The organism is Anabaena cylindrica UHCC 0172, assembly GCF_034931625.1.
GTDB classification, from domain to species: domain Bacteria; phylum Cyanobacteriota; class Cyanobacteriia; order Cyanobacteriales; family Nostocaceae; genus Anabaena; species Anabaena cylindrica_A.
The window spans coordinates 16,360-32,050 of record NZ_JAYGGY010000082.1; the positions used below are offsets into that span (position 1 = coordinate 16,360).

The window sequence follows — 15,691 nt, forward strand, 5'->3', positions numbered from 1 at the left end:
GTACTCAGTACTCATTTATCAGGAGGAAAAATATGGGTTTGGCTGGAATCAGAATTGTGTTGGTAGAACCAGCAGGACCCTTGAATTTAGGCTCAATTGCTAGGGTAATGAAAAATTTTGGGTTATGTAACCTAGTATTAGTGAATCCGCAGTGCGATCGCTCTGCCGATGATGCCTTAAAAATGGCAGTCCATGCCAAAGAGATTTTAGAGTCTGCGGTCATAGTAGACACATTACCACAAGCATTGCAAGGATGCGTGCGTGCGATCGCTACCATAGGCCGTGATTACAGCGGAGAAATCCCCCTAGAAAACCCCCGCACTACCCTACCCTGGCTATTAGAAGAACCAGAACAGCCAGTAGCCCTAATTTTTGGCAGGGAAGACCGAGGACTAAGCAATGAAGAAATAAATTATGCCCAAAAGTTAGTTTTCATTCCCACAAGTCCCAACTATCCATCCCTGAATTTAGCTACCGCTGTCTCCATCTGTTGTTACGAATTATCACAATTAGCAGAAATATTTATAACTCAGAAAAAACCTCCTACAGAAATCGCACCTTTGGATATTGTGGAACCTTACTATCAGGAATTGGAATCTCTGCTATTATCCATAGGTTATCTTTACCCCCATACAGCAGCTAGTAGGATGGAAAAATTCCGTCACTTATATAATCGCGCTCACATCCAAACCGCTGAAGTTGCTATGTTACGCGGAATTCTACGACAAGTGGAATGGGCATTGAAGGAGGCAAGAGGTAGGGAGCAGGGAGCAGGGAGTAGGGAGCAGGGGGAAAATTTTTCATAACTTCTTTCTTCCCAATCACCAATGACCAATGACCAATGACCAATGACCAATCACCAATGCCCAATGCCCAATCACCTAACTAGCAACTTAGGTTAATATGACTTAAACTGAGCAGAAAAAAGCTACTTAATCCCAGAAGTTTATCTGAGTATATCAAGGTGCGGGAAGATTCAATTTTGAGTCGAACATCTACAAACAAAACAGTTGAGCGGGTCACAAGGAGGAGTAGTGTCAGAATCAAGTGACAAACTAATAGCTGTCTCACGACAGCAACCTTCACAGCGTCGTCGCCGTCCACGCCAAAAGGCTGGACAAACACCCGTTGTCAAGAAACAGCAACAGGTTATAGCTAGAGGCGAAAGTGTGGCGCTAACAAGGCTTAATCACAATAATATCATTCCTCCGGCTCTCCCCTCTGAGGGGCGAAGACCACGCTCTAAGATAGTTATGCCGACAGCAGTTAAACCCATCCCTAAATCTATCCCTAAATCTAAGGGCAAGATGCCACAACCGGGTACTGCGAAGTTGAAGACAGTGCGTGTACCAAAGCAAGGAAAGCCAAAAATAGATAGGCGAGCATCCCGCAAAACTCGGTTAAAGCCAATGGCTAGAACCATATTGTATACGTTACGGTTGTTGATTGTGGGCATCGGTTTAGGTGCAATTGTTGGCACGCTGTTGTCAGTATTAGACCCTGCTAATCGCATCACCACATCTTCTTCCCCATCTCAGACTAACGCGGGAAAATCTCCAACTAATTCCTCTGTAACCGCTTCCAGTTTATATTTATCCCAAGAAATTATCCCTTTAAAAACCGATGTGCAGAATTTAGCAGCAGCCAATCCAAATCTGACACCTGGGGTGTTCATGGTAGATTTAGATACTGGGGCTTATGTGGATATTAATAGTACTGCTAGTTTTTCTGCTGCCAGCACAATTAAAGTACCAATTCTAATTGCTTTTTTTCAGGAAGTAGACGCGGGGAAAATACGTCTGGATGAAATGCTGACTCTGCAACAAGAGATGATTGCAGGTGGTTCTGGGACTTTACAGACGAGTACAGTAGGTAGTCAGTACACTGCCCTTGATGTTGCCACAAAGATGATTACCATCAGTGATAACACAGCCACAAATATGCTCATTGCCAGATTGGGAGGCCAAGAGGTACTGAACGAGCGTTTTCGCAGTTGGGGATTAGCAACTACAATAATTCGCTCTCCACTCCCAGATTTACAAGGCACAAACACCACCAGTCCTAGAGAATTGGGTAATTTGATTGCGGCACTCAATCAGGGAAATATGGTGAGTATGCGATCGCGCGATATTATGCTTGATATTATGCGTCGCACACAAAGAAATAATCTCCTACCTTCCGGCTTAGGAGAAGGAGCAAAGTCATACCACAAAACCGGTGATATCGGCACAATGTTAGGAGATGCAGGTTTAATTGATATCCCCACCGGTAAGCGTTATATAGCTGCTGTCATGGTACAACGTCCCAACAATGACCCTGCTGCTGAAAAACTTATTGGTTCCATCTCTAGTGCCGCTTACCAATACTTTAGCCAAACTCCTATCACACCCCGGACTCCCACAAATAATCTACCTACAAATAATTTTCAGCAACCTGTTCAACCATTTATTCAACCCCAGGTAATGACTCCAATAGCACCTAACGGAACAGTTAACAATGCGCCTATGGGTACTTATCCAGCCCCTGCAATCACTCCACAATATTACCCACCACAATAAACAATTCAAAATTAGAAAGTGAATAGATTGCAGAAAATATGACTTTCTTGTTAGAACAGCCTTAAGGCTATCAATAAGATGGAGAATACATTATGAATATTCAACTTAAACCTGAAACCGAGGAATTAATACAAGCTTATATCGCTAGGGGGAGATTTAAAAATATAGAAGATGTAGTTAACGAAGCTTTTGATTTACTGCTGGATAGAGAAAGAAGACTAGAGGAACTAAGAGAAAAAATAGCTGTAGGAACTGAACAAATTAATAATGGACAAGTAACAGATGGTGAGTTGGTTTTTGCCAGACTACAAGCAAAAATTCAACAGATAGAACAAGAATTAGGCAATGGGTAAATATTCATTTTCAGATGAAGCTATTCAAGATTTAGAAGAAATTTGTGAGTATCTTGGTCGTAGTAATCCAAAAGCCGCAAGTCAACTTTTTGATAAAATTAGAAACAAGTGTAAATTAGTTGCAGGCTTTCCAAGTATTGGTAAAAGTTATGGAAGACTAGCAAAAAACCTCCGTGGCTTTCTTGTAGATGACTATATTATATTTTACTATCCTCAAGAAGATGACATTAATATTACTCGCATTGCTAGTGGCTATAGAGATTTAGAATCATTATTTGAGTAAATTTAATGATTTTGCAAACATTCTCTCAAAATCTTTGATATCGCATTCCTGGTAATTGCGAAACCAAACCCATGAGTTCTAACTGTAATAAAGAACTGGAAACTAAACCAGCATTCATACCTGTTTTCTGCACAATGAAATCAAAGGATAAAGCATCAATAGATAGAGTATCTATTACCTGTTGTAATTCTGGTGATAAATTAGGTAAAGGAGCAGATTTAACTAATGGTATCTCTACATCTATGTTTGGAATTGCTCCCAACATTGTTAATAATTCACTTAATTGCTGATTAATAATACCAGCACCTTGACTAATTAATTTTAAACAACCTTGTGATGGTTGATCATCAACTCTTCCCGGTAAAGCATAAACATCTCTACAAAATTCATTCGCATAGGTAGCTGTAATTAACGCACCAGATTTTATCGGTGCTTCTATAACTAATACTGCACGACTTAAACCCGCAATAATACGATTTCTTCTCGGAAAATGGGTACGATTAGGTGCAGTTTTAGTCGGATATTCACTAATTACTATTCCAGAAGTCAAAATCTCTTTATATAAATCTCGATTTTTATGGGGATAAATAACATCTACACCAGTTCCCACAACCGCTATTGTTCTTCCTCCAGCTTTCATTGCTGCTGAATGACTTTCCGTATCTATTCCTTCGGCCATTCCCGAAACAACAGTAAAACCATTTTTTGCTAAAGCGGTACTAATTTGACGAGTCCATTTAATTCCATATTCTGTAGGTTGACGAGTTCCCACAATTCCCACTAAGGGTTTTTGTCCCGAATTTTCTTGTAAATCAACTTCACCGCGATAGTACAATAATGGAGGTGGACTGGGAATTTCTCGCAGCAGTTGAGGATATTCTGTGTCTGCTGGTGTCCAGAAAAGAGGGTTTGCTTGTTGGTGTTGGGTAAGTAGTTGTTCTGGGTTTAAACGGGTTCTCTGTTGGACGACTTTTTCTAATGTTTGAAATCCAAAACCTTCTACTGTTCTTAAATCACTGGAATTTGCTTTCCAAGCTGTTTCTAAATTTCCAAAATGTTGTTGTAATCTTTGCAATAATACTGGACCAACACCAGAAATTTGTGACCAAGCTAACCAATATTTGCGTTCTTCTGTCACTGGTTATATCTCTTCTTGATTACTGGTTTTGTGAAAGCCAATCAATTACTTGTTCTGCATTTTTATCAGGTGGAAATACAGGATAAAACACTTTTTCAATTTTCCCATTGGATAAAATCAATGTTAACCTTTTCCCTCCCTTAAATTTTCGCTAATCGTTGATTTTTTAAATAATCAAATACAGATTTATCACCAATATCATCAGGAATATTTTGTACTGTTTTCCGTAATGCAAACACTAGAAAACAAATTGTCCAAATTCCTAATAAAATTTGTTCAGCTTGAGTTGATAAAATTCCTGTTAAATGTCCTAATAAAAGTAGAGGTACAAGGGGTGTTAAAATTTTAGTTTCTAAGCGGTTGAAGCAAAAACCTTCTTTAAAAAAGATCCCTGTTAATGCTGCGAAAGTAAAACCAAATCCGAATAAAGTCAGAGGTTCATTATAAACAGTAATCGCAAAAGGTTGACTATCAAAATGTCCAAAAATCAATGCGGAAATGCTGCCAATTATCCAGAAAAGTTGTAAGATTCGGTGCAGAGATGCCATATAAATATGGATGGTTAGCAAACTAACACCCAGTGCAAGACTAAAACAGGTGTAGAGTGGAGTAATTGCTGGAATTGCGACAGATTGAGGAGAGAATAAAACTAACCCGCTACCGATCGCAAAACTAACAGCAGCTACCATTAAACCTGTACGATAGATGATCACACTTGTGCGATCGCTCTCCGTAATTGTAAAATTGCCAAACTGGCCTTGATATACTTCTGGTGCAGATATTGTTTGTGTAGTCATATTACATAATAGATGATATTGCTAACGAGCTTCTATAGCCATTCTATCTGATTTGTGCAGATTTCCCCAAATCTCATCAGCCCAACCAAAATCACAAATTCCGTACCCCACATTCTACAGAAGCGACTTATATTAATATTTTTGAAAAAATATGAAATGATTGATATAGGTTTTCTTGTACCCAATTTTACTATATCCTCTCAATTACAAGAAAATGCTGTAATTCTACTCCTGGAGAAGGTACAGAAGTCCAATTAGAAATTCCTATTGTTTATTCATTAGATAATTCTAGAAAAATATAAATTTAATTATTCTTTCACTGCTAATTCTCATCAATCATTTACACCTGTTGCTAGTTGAGAACGGTAATGGGTCATTGGTCATTGGTCATTAGTCATTAGTGAATAATTTTCTGTTTTAATCCTGTAAATCCTTAAATCCTGGATATCCTGTTCGCGTTCACGTAGTGTGACGTAGGCATAGCGTGGCGTTAGCCATATCAGACATTTTCCCTAACTAGCAACTTACGTTACTAGAACATCGCTGGAAAGTAGCCAGATTAAAGGGTAATACTAGTGTAAGTTAAATTTGCTAAAGAATTAAAATTTTTTTGCATAAAAAAATATTACCAGTTTCGACCAGTGTTGCCACACCTTCTAAATAGGTAACAATTAAGAATATTGCTGTTAATTATGCAGTGAATTTAGTAGTTGTCAAACACCACATCTCAAAACAGATAAAAGAAAATTTTTGAAGCCTTATAGCCAGAGTAGGCAAAATTTACTCAAAAATGGCTATAAAGCTAACATTGGTCTCAATGGACATGAACTTCTGGACAAATTACCCAAGGATAACCAGGTAGCAATTTCGCCGAATTTGCTGAAAATTGCCAAGACTGGATTAAATAGTGGTTATTTCCGACCTGTAAATAAGCGGTAAAAACCCCCATCCAGTCAGTTATCCTTTGGGTTTTGTAGAGTTCTTTATTCAGTTTGTAACTGTTGACGGATATCTAGTTCTAGATACCTGATCAGGTTCTAAAACAGTGGATTTCATTGCTGAAATCTCACAATGTCTATAGATATCTCTGGAACTGAAAGAGGTTTATTTAATGGGATACTGCTATGGATTTAGCAGAGAGTCCTTACTTGAGTCGTCGTGGTTTTACTATCGTCTCAAGTGCAGTCAATGTTTCTGCACTGGAGATTTTAGAGTTTAGACTCCTCAAGACAGATTCATATGTCACCATTAACCTGCATTTGATGGACTTGATCTGCTAACTCTTGACGACCTTGATCATCCAATTTGTCAATTGCTAACATCCCCATGAGAATAACCTCTTTTAAGGTTAGACGTGTAGAATGTGCCTGTTTTTGCACAATCTCTTTAATTATTGGACTGACACCAATTGCGGTACTAGCTCTAGCCACGGAATAAAAGGAAACATTAATGACTTCGGATAAATCTTAGCACTTTAAATGACGTTATTCTAATTTTGAAAAAATTTTTACTTACTTGTAAATAATAATAATAAATTTGAGCCGCTTGCTGAATGTAGTATTTTATACTTGGGCTTAGGAAGTTATATTCTCATGGGGGATATTGATACAGATGTAAGGAAAGCAAAATTTTCCTGAATTCAGCCTGAACAGACTGTCATAAGGAAAAGTAGTGAGTATTTACAAGGACAGAAAAAACGATGAAGGAACCTTATCTGTTGGCAGCCAGCTTGTTAACAGGATTGACTGTACCAACATCAGATATCCCAAAGATGTCAAGTATCCTACCAGAAAATACTGGTTTTCTGGAAGATTTAACACCACATTCACAGTCGCAAGTAGGTGAAAAAGTTATCACTAATGTTGACATTTCTTTACCAGAATTTAGCGGTCAAGCTACTTCTACACCAAGGCGTTCACAGCGACAAGTACGTGAAAAAAGTATCTCTTTACCAGAATTCAGCAGCCAAGCTGTATCCACATCTGAGAATTCGCAGCGAGAAGCAGGTGAAAAAATTACTCCCAGTATTGACATCTTGTTAGCAGAATTCACTAACTATATTTTGCCAACACCCATAAAAACATCACTGAACTTAAGTTCCCAAAAAACCAAACAAACTTTTTTATCTGGAAGTCAACTGTACTACCTCAGATTAGCGTCATTAAAAATTGGTCAGATTTACACACGCGTGGATGATGACGATTTATCATCTTCGTGGAAGTCAGCTAAACAGTATAAACTCAGTTATCAAGATTGGAAAAGCTTATTAGCTATGGAAGCTAGAGCTATTTCCCAAGGTCAGGGTACAAACCGGTTGAGTATCTTGGTGGGTGATTCTCTGAGTTTGTGGTTTCCTAAAGAAAAGCTGCCTTCTGGTAAATTGTGGCTAAATCAAGGCATATCTGGAGATAGGTCTGAGGGTGTATTGAGAAGACTGGGAGCATTCTCGACAACACGTCCAGAAGTGATTTATTTGATGGTTGGGATCAATGATTTACTCAGAGGTGCTAGTGATGTTTCAATTTTGCGTAATCACCGCCAGATTATTCGCAGCTTACGCCAAACTCATCCAAAAAGTCAGATTATGGTGGAATCAATTTTGCCTATTCGCCGGACTATAATTCCCAATAGTCGTATTCGTCACCTTAATGCCCAAATAGCTCAAATAGCCAGACAAGAGGGTGCAAATTATCTGAATATCCACAATTGGTTTACAGATATGGAAGGCAACTTACGTCCAGAATTAACGACGGATGGGGTGCATTTAACACCGGAAGGATATGATGTATGGCAAGCTGCTCTACAGCAGACAGAGTTTAGGGTTGCCCAAAGCCTGAATTGAGGGTAATTAGAGGAGTTAAGATTTATTACCCACGGTTTCCCGATTTAAAACCTGATTTAACTTGCCGCTGCGATAACCTTCTAAATCTAAGGTGACGTAAATAAATCCCAAATTCTGAAATGCAATAATTAAAGAGGGTAAGTTTGTAGTTAAAACAAATTTTTGAATTTGTTCTGGTGATAGTTCAATTCGTGCGGTGTCTTGTTGAGAACGTACCCGCAGATTGTCCCAACCCAGATTTCGTAAATAAATTTCTGCTCTGCCGACTCGCTGTAACTTGGCTATGGTAATTTCTTCACCATAGGGAAAGCGAGAACTCAGACAAGGTTGGGCTGGTTTATCCCACCAAGGTAAACCGAGTTGTCGAGAAAGTTGACGAACTTCGGCTTTAGTGATTTCAATTTCTGCTAAGGGCGATCGCGCACCTCTTTCTTTAGCAGCCTGAATGCCGGGGCGATAATCGTGCAGATCATCGGCGTTTACCCCATCTACCACATAGGGATAGCCTAACTCTAAAGCTAGAGGTTTAAGTGTATCGTGGAGTTCACTTTTGCAAAAATAGCAGCGGTTAACAGGGTTAGAAGTGTAATTGGGATTTTCCATTTCGTGCGTTTGGACGATTTTATGGTTAATCCCAATGGTTGCGGCTTGGGCTTCTGCATCTGCCAACTCTTCTGGTAACAGCGAAGGAGAAACAGCCGTTACAGCCAAAGCGCGATCGCCCAACACATCATAGGCAATCTTAGCCACTAATGTACTATCAACGCCCCCAGAGTAGGCAATCAGCGCCTGCTCCATTTCTGCAAATAAAGCTTTTAATTGCTCCAATTTTTCTGTTAGCATCATTTCTCAATCCTGCCAAAACCTGATAGCACCTGACAATTCCTATTTTAGGGGTGGATGAAGATAATTATGAATTTTGGAGTAATTCAAACATTCTCTTAGTAGATTTTTTATCTACCTATCAGGCGTTGCACTTGAACAAATACGTCGGGAAAGGCTAAGGGGGCAATAGTGCCTGTAGTTATGATCAGTTCTGTTGAATATTGTCTATTTTTTAAGTCTCGAAATACTTGCAATTGCGGAGTCTTGAGATTGGCTACCCAATATTCAGCAATACCTGCTTCTGCGTAGATCTCTTTTTTTTCACCTAGGTCTTTGCTGAGAGTAGCTTTAGAAAATTCAATAATCCAGAAGATATCTTGAGGATAAGGATGGTGTTCTAAATAGACTTCACCTAAAGGTTTGACTATGGCAATATCTGGTGCGGGTTCTGAGTCATTGGGTAGAGTGATGGGTTTGGCATCGCGGATTTTTGCCCTTGCACCAAGGAGAGTACGGATATAATCTGCGGCTTCTGTGTTGTAATAAGCGTGAGGTTCTCTTTCTGGGGGCATAAGGATGAGGTCGCCGCGCAATAATTCTATAGGCTGGTCATCAAAAATACCTGCTGCTATTGCCCGGTGATAGCGTTGAACTGTCCATTTATAGGTAGTTACGGTCATGAAAGTTGATTTGGTTGTTTCTGCCGTTGAGACTAGAAGCTCTATTTTGAGTTTAACTTTTTCGCACCCTCATCTCCTCATTGACAATACTTTGCCATCAGACGGGCTAAAAGTTGTAAATCTATGGGTTTAGAAATATAGTCATTGACACCAGCCCCTAGACAGGTTTCTCTATCCCCTTTCATAGCCATTGCTGTTTGGGCAATTATTGGTATTTGTTGATATTGGGGATTGTCTCGCAGTTGTTGTACCAAGTTCAAACCATTGCCATCTGGTAGACTCACATCCATTAAAATTCCTGCTGGTTGTAGCTGTGGGAGAGTTGCCCACATTTGTTCTGCATTTTGGACACAAGTTACCTGATAACCCAATCTACCTAGATAAATTTTTATTAATTCTGCATTACCTACATCGTCTTCTACCAACAAGATTTTTGGTGAGGTATTGAGAGGGATAATAGAATCAGAGAGAGAACCAGAATAATTACTTGTTTCTTTACTAATTTCTAAATCCTTTTCTGCCTTGACTTCTATTGCTTCCAAAACTTTTCCCATTGGCTGGAGGGGAAGAGAAATGGTGAAATAGGAACCGCGATTTACTTCTGATTCCAACTCCAAAGAACCACCGTGAATTTCTGCCAGCTGCTGAGTCACCACTAAGCCTAAACCAGTCCCTTCATTGGTTTCAGCAGCGGGGTTAATAATTTGGCTATAGGGACGAAATAGTAGCGCTTGGTTTTCTGGAGATATGCCAATTCCAGTATCCCAAATTGTAAAACGTAAATATAAATCTTGTGTAGCTACCCGTAAGCCAACGCTACCTGTCATTGTAAATTTAACAGCATTGAAGAGTAAATTCAATAACATTTGTTTGAGTCGCAAAGGATCAGCTAGTAAAGTTTTGACATCATCGTCTATTTCCAGACGCAGCTTCAAACCCTTGTTAGCGGCTTTCTCTTTCACTAAAGCTAAGACATTGCGACATAATGATGGCACATCAACTATTTCCCATTGCACTTCTAGCTGATTGGCTTCGATTTTAGAAAGATCCAAAATATCATTAATCAGTCCTAGCAAATGCTTACCGCTGGATTGGATGATGTGTAAATATTCTTGGTGACGCTGTTTGTCTGGTTCGTAACCTTGTGCCAGCAGTAAATGTGTGAATCCGATGATAGAACTGAGAGGGGTACGGATTTCGTGGCTGGTATTGGCCAGAAACTGGTTTTTAAGTTGATTGGTACGTTCTAGTTCTTGATTAAAGTTAGCTAACTGTTGACAATGTTGTTGCCAAGACTGCATTTGCTTCAGTTGTGCCAAAGCTGTATGACAATAACCGATTGTTCTGGTGATTAATTGCGATCGCAGTTGAGTTGGTAATGAGTCGATGCTGTCACTATCATGATTGGATTTGGTTGTGGCAATAACTAACCATGTCATCACGTTGCTAGAATCATCAACTAAACGCCAAGCACAAGGGTTTTTTTCTCTTTCCATTTGCTGCAAATCTTCTAGTTTAATGGCAGCGTTTAATCTCAATCGCAGTTTTTTCCCTACTTTGGATCTTATTGATGGAATTGGTATTCCTTGAGTAGAAGAACTAGAAACATAGCAAATATTACCAACAATTTCTTCTGGTTGACATTGAGCAATGCCTACAGCAAACTGCGGAGACTCTTCCCAACTGGCATTTAAAGCGTTGTCAAGTTCGTCAACCACAGTTTGAAAAATCTCTGCTGCCGTAATGATGGACTGTGGCATTGTTTCAGTAAATGAAAGCAGACAATCATTGAGACGACTCTGCAAGTGATTCAACTTGCGTTCCAACCACAAGTTATCCCGCAGTTTCTGGATTGTTGTCAAAACTGTTGGCGTTCCATTTATCTGTGAGTTCTGTTCTGGTAAGCTTGAAGACTGCTGCATGGTCACCTAGACCGCCAAGAAAATGCAAACTGGATTTTATGTATATTAACGAACAAATTTTTTTAAATTGAAAAACATAACTGATAGTGTCAATTGTAACGGTTAATCAAACACTTAGAGAAGGAAATTACTGTCTCAAAAACTTCTTCATAGTAACTTAAAACATATGGATGCACAATTTGCTCAATTAATTATCAACGGGATTGCGGTGGGAAGCATTATTGCTTTAGCCGCAGTCGGACTCACTCTTACCTATGGAATTTTAAGATTATCTAATTTTGCCCACGGTGATTTTCTCACATTGGGAGCTTATCTGACCCTGATCGTAAATACTACGGGGGTAAATATTTGGCTGTCGATGATTCTAGCTGCTGTAGGAACTGTAGGGGCAATGTTACTGGCAGAAAAATTACTGTGGTCAAGGATGAGGTCGATCTGTGCTAGTTCGACAACACTGATTATTATCTCTATCGGACTGGCTTTATTTCTCCGCAATGGGATTATTTTTATTTGGGGAGGTAAAAACCAAAACTATGATCTACCTGTCACTCCGGCTTTAGAATTTGGGGAATTGAGAATACCACAAAATCAAATATTGGTACTGGGTTTAGCAGTACTGGCAATTGTGTCGTTACATTACCTGCTCCAAAATACCAAAATTGGTAAAGCGATGCGAGCCGTGGCGGATGATTTAGACTTAGCCAGAGTTTCTGGTATCAACGTTGATAGAGTTATTCTCTGGACTTGGGTAATTGCGGGAACTTTCACTTCTTTGGGTGGAAGTATGTATGGTTTGATTACCGCTGTTCGCCCGAATATGGGTTGGTTTTTGATTTTACCCTTATTTGCTTCTGTAATTTTGGGAGGTATCGGCAACCCCTATGGTGCGATCGCAGCAGCTTTTATCATTGGTATAGTTCAGGAAGTCAGTACTCCTTGGCTAGGTTCACAATACAAACAGGGTATAGCCCTATTAATCATGATTTTGGTGCTGCTCATTCGTCCCAAAGGTTTATTCAAAGGCACGATTTGAGTAAGAGGCAAGGGAGCAGGGAGCAGGGAGCAGGGAGCAAGGGGGATGATTTCAGATGGGAATTCTAGGCGATTCAAACCCATGTTTCGCTCTACTCCATAGCAGGAGAAAGAGGTCGTTTCCCCCTGCACCCTGCCTCGTTCCCCCCTGCCTCTTCATTGAGCAGCACCAGTTCACGTTTAACTAGTCAATGAGGTGGAAGTAGTAAGCCGCTACCAAGAAGTTGATAGCCAACAGTAGCAACGCCCAACTTGCACGAAAAACGTAAGTAGGTTTAGCAGCTTTACCTTTAGAAGTCATAATTTTGGTTCTCCTGATTTTGATGACTTTTTAACAAATAGCAAACAGAAGCACCAATTCTCCAGAATCTTTAAAAATATTTTTGTAGAGATGGGTATTGGGAAATTAATATTTCTCCCCTGCACCCCGCCCCCTGCCCCCTGCCCCCTGCCCCCTGCCCCCTGCCTCCTGGCTCCTGCCTCCTTATTCCCCTGCATGATATGAACTACGCACCAAAGGGCCAGAGCGGACATGACTAAATCCCATTTCTCTGGCTATGCTGCCGAGTTCATCAAATTCTGCTGGTGTCCAGTATTTTTGTACTGGTAGATGTTCTAAAGAGGGTCGCATATATTGACCAAGGGTAATGCGATCGCACTTTATAGCCCGCAAATCAGCCATTGTTTCAATTACTTCCTCTTTACTTTCGCCATGTCCCAGCATTAAACCTGACTTAGTGGGAATACTAGAATCAATGTTTTTAACAGTTGCCAGCACTCCTAAAGAGCGATCGTACTTTGCCCCCCGTCTCACTGGCCCCGTTAATCTCCGCACAGTCTCCACATTATGATTAAAACAAGCAGGCTTGGCTAAAACAATCATCGCTATTCGTAGGCTTTGCCCTGCTTCCCCAACACCCGCACCACCCCATAAATCAGGTGTCAGCACTTCAATTTGAGTTTCTGGGTTTAATTGGCGAATAGCCGCCATCGTTTTCACAAAATGGCTCGCACCCCCATCAGACAAATCATCACGGGCTACAGAAGTCAGTACCACATAACGCAATCCCAACAGATGGACTGACTCCGCGACTTTTTGCGGTTCCTCTTCATCCACAGCCATTGGAGCATGACCTTTATCTACTTGACAAAAAGCACAAGACCTAGTGCAAGTTGAACCCAGCAATAAAAAAGTTGCGGTTTTTTGGGCATAGCACTCCCCCCGGTTAGGACAGCGGCCTTCTTCACAAATCGTATGAATTTGGCGCTGCTTAATAATACGTTGTACGGTAGAAATTTCACTAGCTTTGCCAAGAGAACGACGTAACCAGCTAGGCATGGCCGCAATGTTCGATTTGAGTTCGGCTTGTCGGGAAAAAGTCATAGAAATCCCAGTAAAATGCAAAAATAAAGATAAAAGATATACTAGTGCAAGAAAGCAGGAGAGAAAAAAGCAAGTTTTATGAGTTTTTGCGGCTTTGCAAACTAGATAGTTATTTTAGCGACACTACACCAGTGCAGGTCAGCAGAAATTATTTATCAGTTTAAATTACCACAAAAGCCTGTAAGATAAGACTTGTAGAGATAAACCTACTCCTAACTGAATACTGACATTAGTTTAAGTTTTTTAGTTCATGGAATTTCTATGATACAAATTGATCACAACGCAAGCAGAAGTTTTACAAACTACTTGTTTTTTTGACACTTATACAGAAATATACTCTCCCCCAATTTACATAAATTTTGTATATAGTGGGAGAATTCTTAATGTCAATCGGCAAACTAGCCATCTAAACATAAAGTCTCTGGTAGAGTAATCAGTCGTGGCAAACAAAATTTTAGTTATTGATGACACTACAGTTGTCAGGGTAAAAGTCAGAGAAATGTTGCCTCCGGGCAATTTTGAAGTATTGGAGGCAAAAGACGGCTTAGAAGGATATAATCTCATCCTTAAAGAAAAAGTCAGCCTGATCATGTTGGATTTTATTTTACCGAAAATGAGTGGGTGGGAAGTTTTCCAGAAAATTCAAGCCAACTCAGAATTAAAGAAAATTCCTTTGGTGATCATGTCTGGCCGCAAGGAAGAGGTAACGGAAAAAATACCTGAACCATTTGAATATTTTGAATTTCTCAATAAGCCTTTTGATCAAAGACAGCTGATTACTGCTATTAAGTCAGCAATGACCATAGCTACTAAAAGAACTCGTATTAATACTGAGCAACCAATAGTTGCTCCTGCGAGACAAGAAGCAGTAGCGGCAAAACCTAATTCCGTAGTAGGTAGCTCTGATGCAGAAATACAAGCTCTGAATGCAAAAATGGTGAAGATGCAAGCAGAGATTGATAGCCTCAAGAAACAGCTTACTCAAGTTGTGACATTTATTAAACAGAAAATTAAGTAGTATTAACTCTTGCGATGATCTTTACCGCCAAAATATTCAGTTAAGCAACACAGCTATAGACTGAGCAACCCTGCCTATTTGTACTTAAGTTTCACAGAATGGCAGGTTTTTTTTGGTTAGGGAGAGCTGATAACATACTTCCAAATAAAAGAATGTCAGATTTCATATAGTTTTCTAACTGTATAATCACTAATTGTTCATAACGTATTTACTTACGAGCCATTTTTAGGAATTATATCAATAGAGTTTAGAAACTAGAGTCTTAAAATTTATGACATTAGATAACATCAATATCAATTTAGAGCGTGATGTTTTTTTGCGTACCTTAATTAGAGAATTATCAGGGACATTACAGGACGTAGTGGGGTTAGAAGAAGCCGCTGGATTTATTAGTGTAGTTGGTGAAAGCATGGGTAGACAGATTAACCAAGATTATAAGTCTGCTCTAAAAGTATCAAATCTTAACCGTGAGCAAGTTGTTAGAGTCTTGATTGATTTGAAAAAAAGAATCCAAGGGAGTTTTTATGTCATTGAGGAGAATGATGAAAAAATTGTCTTTGGAAACCATAACTGCCCATTTGCAGAAAAAGTAATTGATCGCCCTGCTATGTGTATGATGACTTCAAATGTCTTTGGAACTATTACATCTGATAATTTGGGATACGCCAAAGTAGAGTTACAAGAGACAATAGCACAGGGTGCTACTGGATGTAGGATTGTAGTCTATCTAAAAACAACACCAGAGTCAGAAGATATAACAGGACGAGAATATTTTCAATCATTATAAACTCTATAAATTCATCATTATTCAGCCAATATTTGGATGCTTAGATTATTGCATTGCTGTAAAAATGCTTAA

General features: G+C 39.5%; 17 protein-coding genes. 8 read left to right on the plus strand and 9 right to left on the minus strand.

The window, feature by feature from the left end:
* Positions 1–32: 32 nt before the first annotated feature.
* The 4 genes from VB713_RS16695 (at position 33) to VB713_RS16710 (ending at position 3,194) form a co-directional block, all read left to right on the plus strand.
* Positions 33–806, plus strand: coding sequence for an RNA methyltransferase (locus VB713_RS16695; protein ID WP_323312641.1), 774 nt, complete (start codon positions 33–35; stop codon positions 804–806).
* Positions 807–1,034: 228 nt separating this feature from the next.
* Complete coding sequence (locus VB713_RS16700) at positions 1,035–2,558, plus strand: serine hydrolase (protein ID WP_323312642.1); 1,524 nt, start codon at positions 1,035–1,037, stop codon at positions 2,556–2,558.
* 92 nt (positions 2,559–2,650) lie between these two features.
* Complete coding sequence (locus VB713_RS16705; protein WP_323312643.1) at positions 2,651–2,911, plus strand: ribbon-helix-helix domain-containing protein; 261 nt, start codon at positions 2,651–2,653, stop codon at positions 2,909–2,911.
* Positions 2,904–3,194 carry a type II toxin-antitoxin system RelE/ParE family toxin gene (locus tag VB713_RS16710; RefSeq protein WP_323312644.1) on the plus strand — a complete coding sequence of 97 codons (291 nt, stop codon included), beginning with the start codon at positions 2,904–2,906 and terminating at the stop codon, positions 3,192–3,194. Before VB713_RS16705 ends, VB713_RS16710 begins: the two co-directional genes overlap by 8 nt.
* Before the next feature lie 25 nt (positions 3,195–3,219).
* Here the strand turns inward: VB713_RS16710 and dprA are convergent, their stop codons facing one another.
* The 4 genes from dprA to VB713_RS16730 form a co-directional block, all read right to left on the minus strand.
* Positions 3,220–4,332 (minus strand): DNA-processing protein DprA, encoded by a 1,113-nt coding sequence (gene dprA, locus VB713_RS16715; protein WP_323312645.1) that lies wholly within the window; start codon positions 4,330–4,332, stop codon positions 3,220–3,222.
* 140 nt (positions 4,333–4,472) lie between these two features.
* A complete protein-coding gene (locus VB713_RS16720; RefSeq protein ID WP_323312646.1) occupies positions 4,473–5,129 on the minus strand; it encodes a DUF2301 domain-containing membrane protein in 657 nt (218 codons plus the stop codon).
* A gap of 814 nt (positions 5,130–5,943) precedes the next feature.
* Positions 5,944–6,078, minus strand: a complete 135-nt coding sequence (locus VB713_RS16725; protein ID WP_323312647.1) for a hypothetical protein — start codon at positions 6,076–6,078, stop codon at positions 5,944–5,946.
* A 286-nt stretch (positions 6,079–6,364) separates the two neighbouring features.
* Entirely contained in the window at positions 6,365–6,559 is a 195-nt protein-coding gene (locus VB713_RS16730; RefSeq protein ID WP_015216787.1) for a hypothetical protein, read from the minus strand.
* Between the two features lie 269 nt (positions 6,560–6,828).
* Between VB713_RS16730 and VB713_RS16735 the strand changes: the two genes are divergently transcribed.
* Entirely contained in the window at positions 6,829–7,971 is a 1,143-nt protein-coding gene (locus VB713_RS16735) for an SGNH/GDSL hydrolase family protein (RefSeq protein WP_323312648.1), read from the plus strand.
* A gap of 15 nt (positions 7,972–7,986) precedes the next feature.
* Here the strand turns inward: VB713_RS16735 and larE are convergent, their stop codons facing one another.
* From larE to hrmK, 3 genes are all read right to left on the minus strand, one after another.
* Complete coding sequence (larE, locus tag VB713_RS16740; RefSeq protein WP_323312649.1) at positions 7,987–8,817, minus strand: ATP-dependent sacrificial sulfur transferase LarE; 831 nt, start codon at positions 8,815–8,817, stop codon at positions 7,987–7,989.
* 107 nt (positions 8,818–8,924) lie between these two features.
* Positions 8,925–9,476, minus strand: a complete 552-nt coding sequence (locus VB713_RS16745) for a Uma2 family endonuclease (protein WP_323312650.1) — start codon at positions 9,474–9,476, stop codon at positions 8,925–8,927.
* A gap of 77 nt (positions 9,477–9,553) precedes the next feature.
* Positions 9,554–11,398, minus strand: a complete 1,845-nt coding sequence (hrmK, locus tag VB713_RS16750; protein ID WP_323312651.1) for a hybrid histidine kinase/response regulator HrmK — start codon at positions 11,396–11,398, stop codon at positions 9,554–9,556.
* Positions 11,399–11,564: 166 nt separating this feature from the next.
* Between hrmK and VB713_RS16755 the strand changes: the two genes are divergently transcribed.
* On the plus strand, positions 11,565–12,431 hold the full coding sequence (locus VB713_RS16755) for a branched-chain amino acid ABC transporter permease (RefSeq protein ID WP_323312652.1): 867 nt from the start codon (positions 11,565–11,567) through the stop codon (positions 12,429–12,431).
* 183 nt (positions 12,432–12,614) lie between these two features.
* On the opposite strand, the gene VB713_RS16760 is transcribed toward VB713_RS16755, so the two are convergent.
* Positions 12,615–12,731: a photosystem I protein PsaX gene (locus VB713_RS16760; RefSeq protein ID WP_323312653.1), complete on the minus strand. Its 117-nt coding sequence runs from the start codon at positions 12,729–12,731 to the stop codon at positions 12,615–12,617.
* Positions 12,732–12,914: 183 nt separating this feature from the next.
* Positions 12,915–13,814, minus strand: coding sequence for a lipoyl synthase (gene lipA, locus VB713_RS16765; RefSeq protein WP_323312654.1), 900 nt, complete (start codon positions 13,812–13,814; stop codon positions 12,915–12,917).
* A 439-nt stretch (positions 13,815–14,253) separates the two neighbouring features.
* On the opposite strand from lipA, the gene VB713_RS16770 reads away from it, so the two are divergent.
* A complete protein-coding gene (locus tag VB713_RS16770) occupies positions 14,254–14,832 on the plus strand; it encodes a response regulator (protein WP_323312655.1) in 579 nt (192 codons plus the stop codon).
* A gap of 271 nt (positions 14,833–15,103) precedes the next feature.
* Positions 15,104–15,619 (plus strand): methanogen output domain 1-containing protein, encoded by a 516-nt coding sequence (locus VB713_RS16775; protein WP_323312656.1) that lies wholly within the window; start codon positions 15,104–15,106, stop codon positions 15,617–15,619.
* Positions 15,620–15,691 lie beyond the last annotated feature (72 nt).

Coding starts and splice junctions, on each gene's coding strand:
- VB713_RS16695 (WP_323312641.1), top strand. CDS start 33: ATGGGTTTGGCTGGAATCAGAATTGTGTTGGTAGAACCAGCAGGACCC.
- VB713_RS16705 (WP_323312643.1), top strand. CDS start 2,651: ATGAATATTCAACTTAAACCTGAAACCGAGGAATTAATACAAGCTTAT.
- VB713_RS16710 (WP_323312644.1), top strand. CDS start 2,904: ATGGGTAAATATTCATTTTCAGATGAAGCTATTCAAGATTTAGAAGAA.
- VB713_RS16720 (WP_323312646.1), bottom strand. CDS start 5,129: ATGACTACACAAACAATATCTGCACCAGAAGTATATCAAGGCCAGTTT.
- VB713_RS16725 (WP_323312647.1), bottom strand. CDS start 6,078: ATGGGGGTTTTTACCGCTTATTTACAGGTCGGAAATAACCACTATTTA.
- VB713_RS16735 (WP_323312648.1), top strand. CDS start 6,829: ATGAAGGAACCTTATCTGTTGGCAGCCAGCTTGTTAACAGGATTGACT.
- larE (WP_323312649.1), bottom strand. CDS start 8,817: ATGATGCTAACAGAAAAATTGGAGCAATTAAAAGCTTTATTTGCAGAA.
- VB713_RS16745 (WP_323312650.1), bottom strand. CDS start 9,476: ATGACCGTAACTACCTATAAATGGACAGTTCAACGCTATCACCGGGCA.
- hrmK (WP_323312651.1), bottom strand. CDS start 11,398: ATGCAGCAGTCTTCAAGCTTACCAGAACAGAACTCACAGATAAATGGA.
- VB713_RS16755 (WP_323312652.1), top strand. CDS start 11,565: ATGGATGCACAATTTGCTCAATTAATTATCAACGGGATTGCGGTGGGA.
- VB713_RS16760 (WP_323312653.1), bottom strand. CDS start 12,731: ATGACTTCTAAAGGTAAAGCTGCTAAACCTACTTACGTTTTTCGTGCA.
- lipA (WP_323312654.1), bottom strand. CDS start 13,814: ATGACTTTTTCCCGACAAGCCGAACTCAAATCGAACATTGCGGCCATG.
- VB713_RS16775 (WP_323312656.1), top strand. CDS start 15,104: ATGACATTAGATAACATCAATATCAATTTAGAGCGTGATGTTTTTTTG.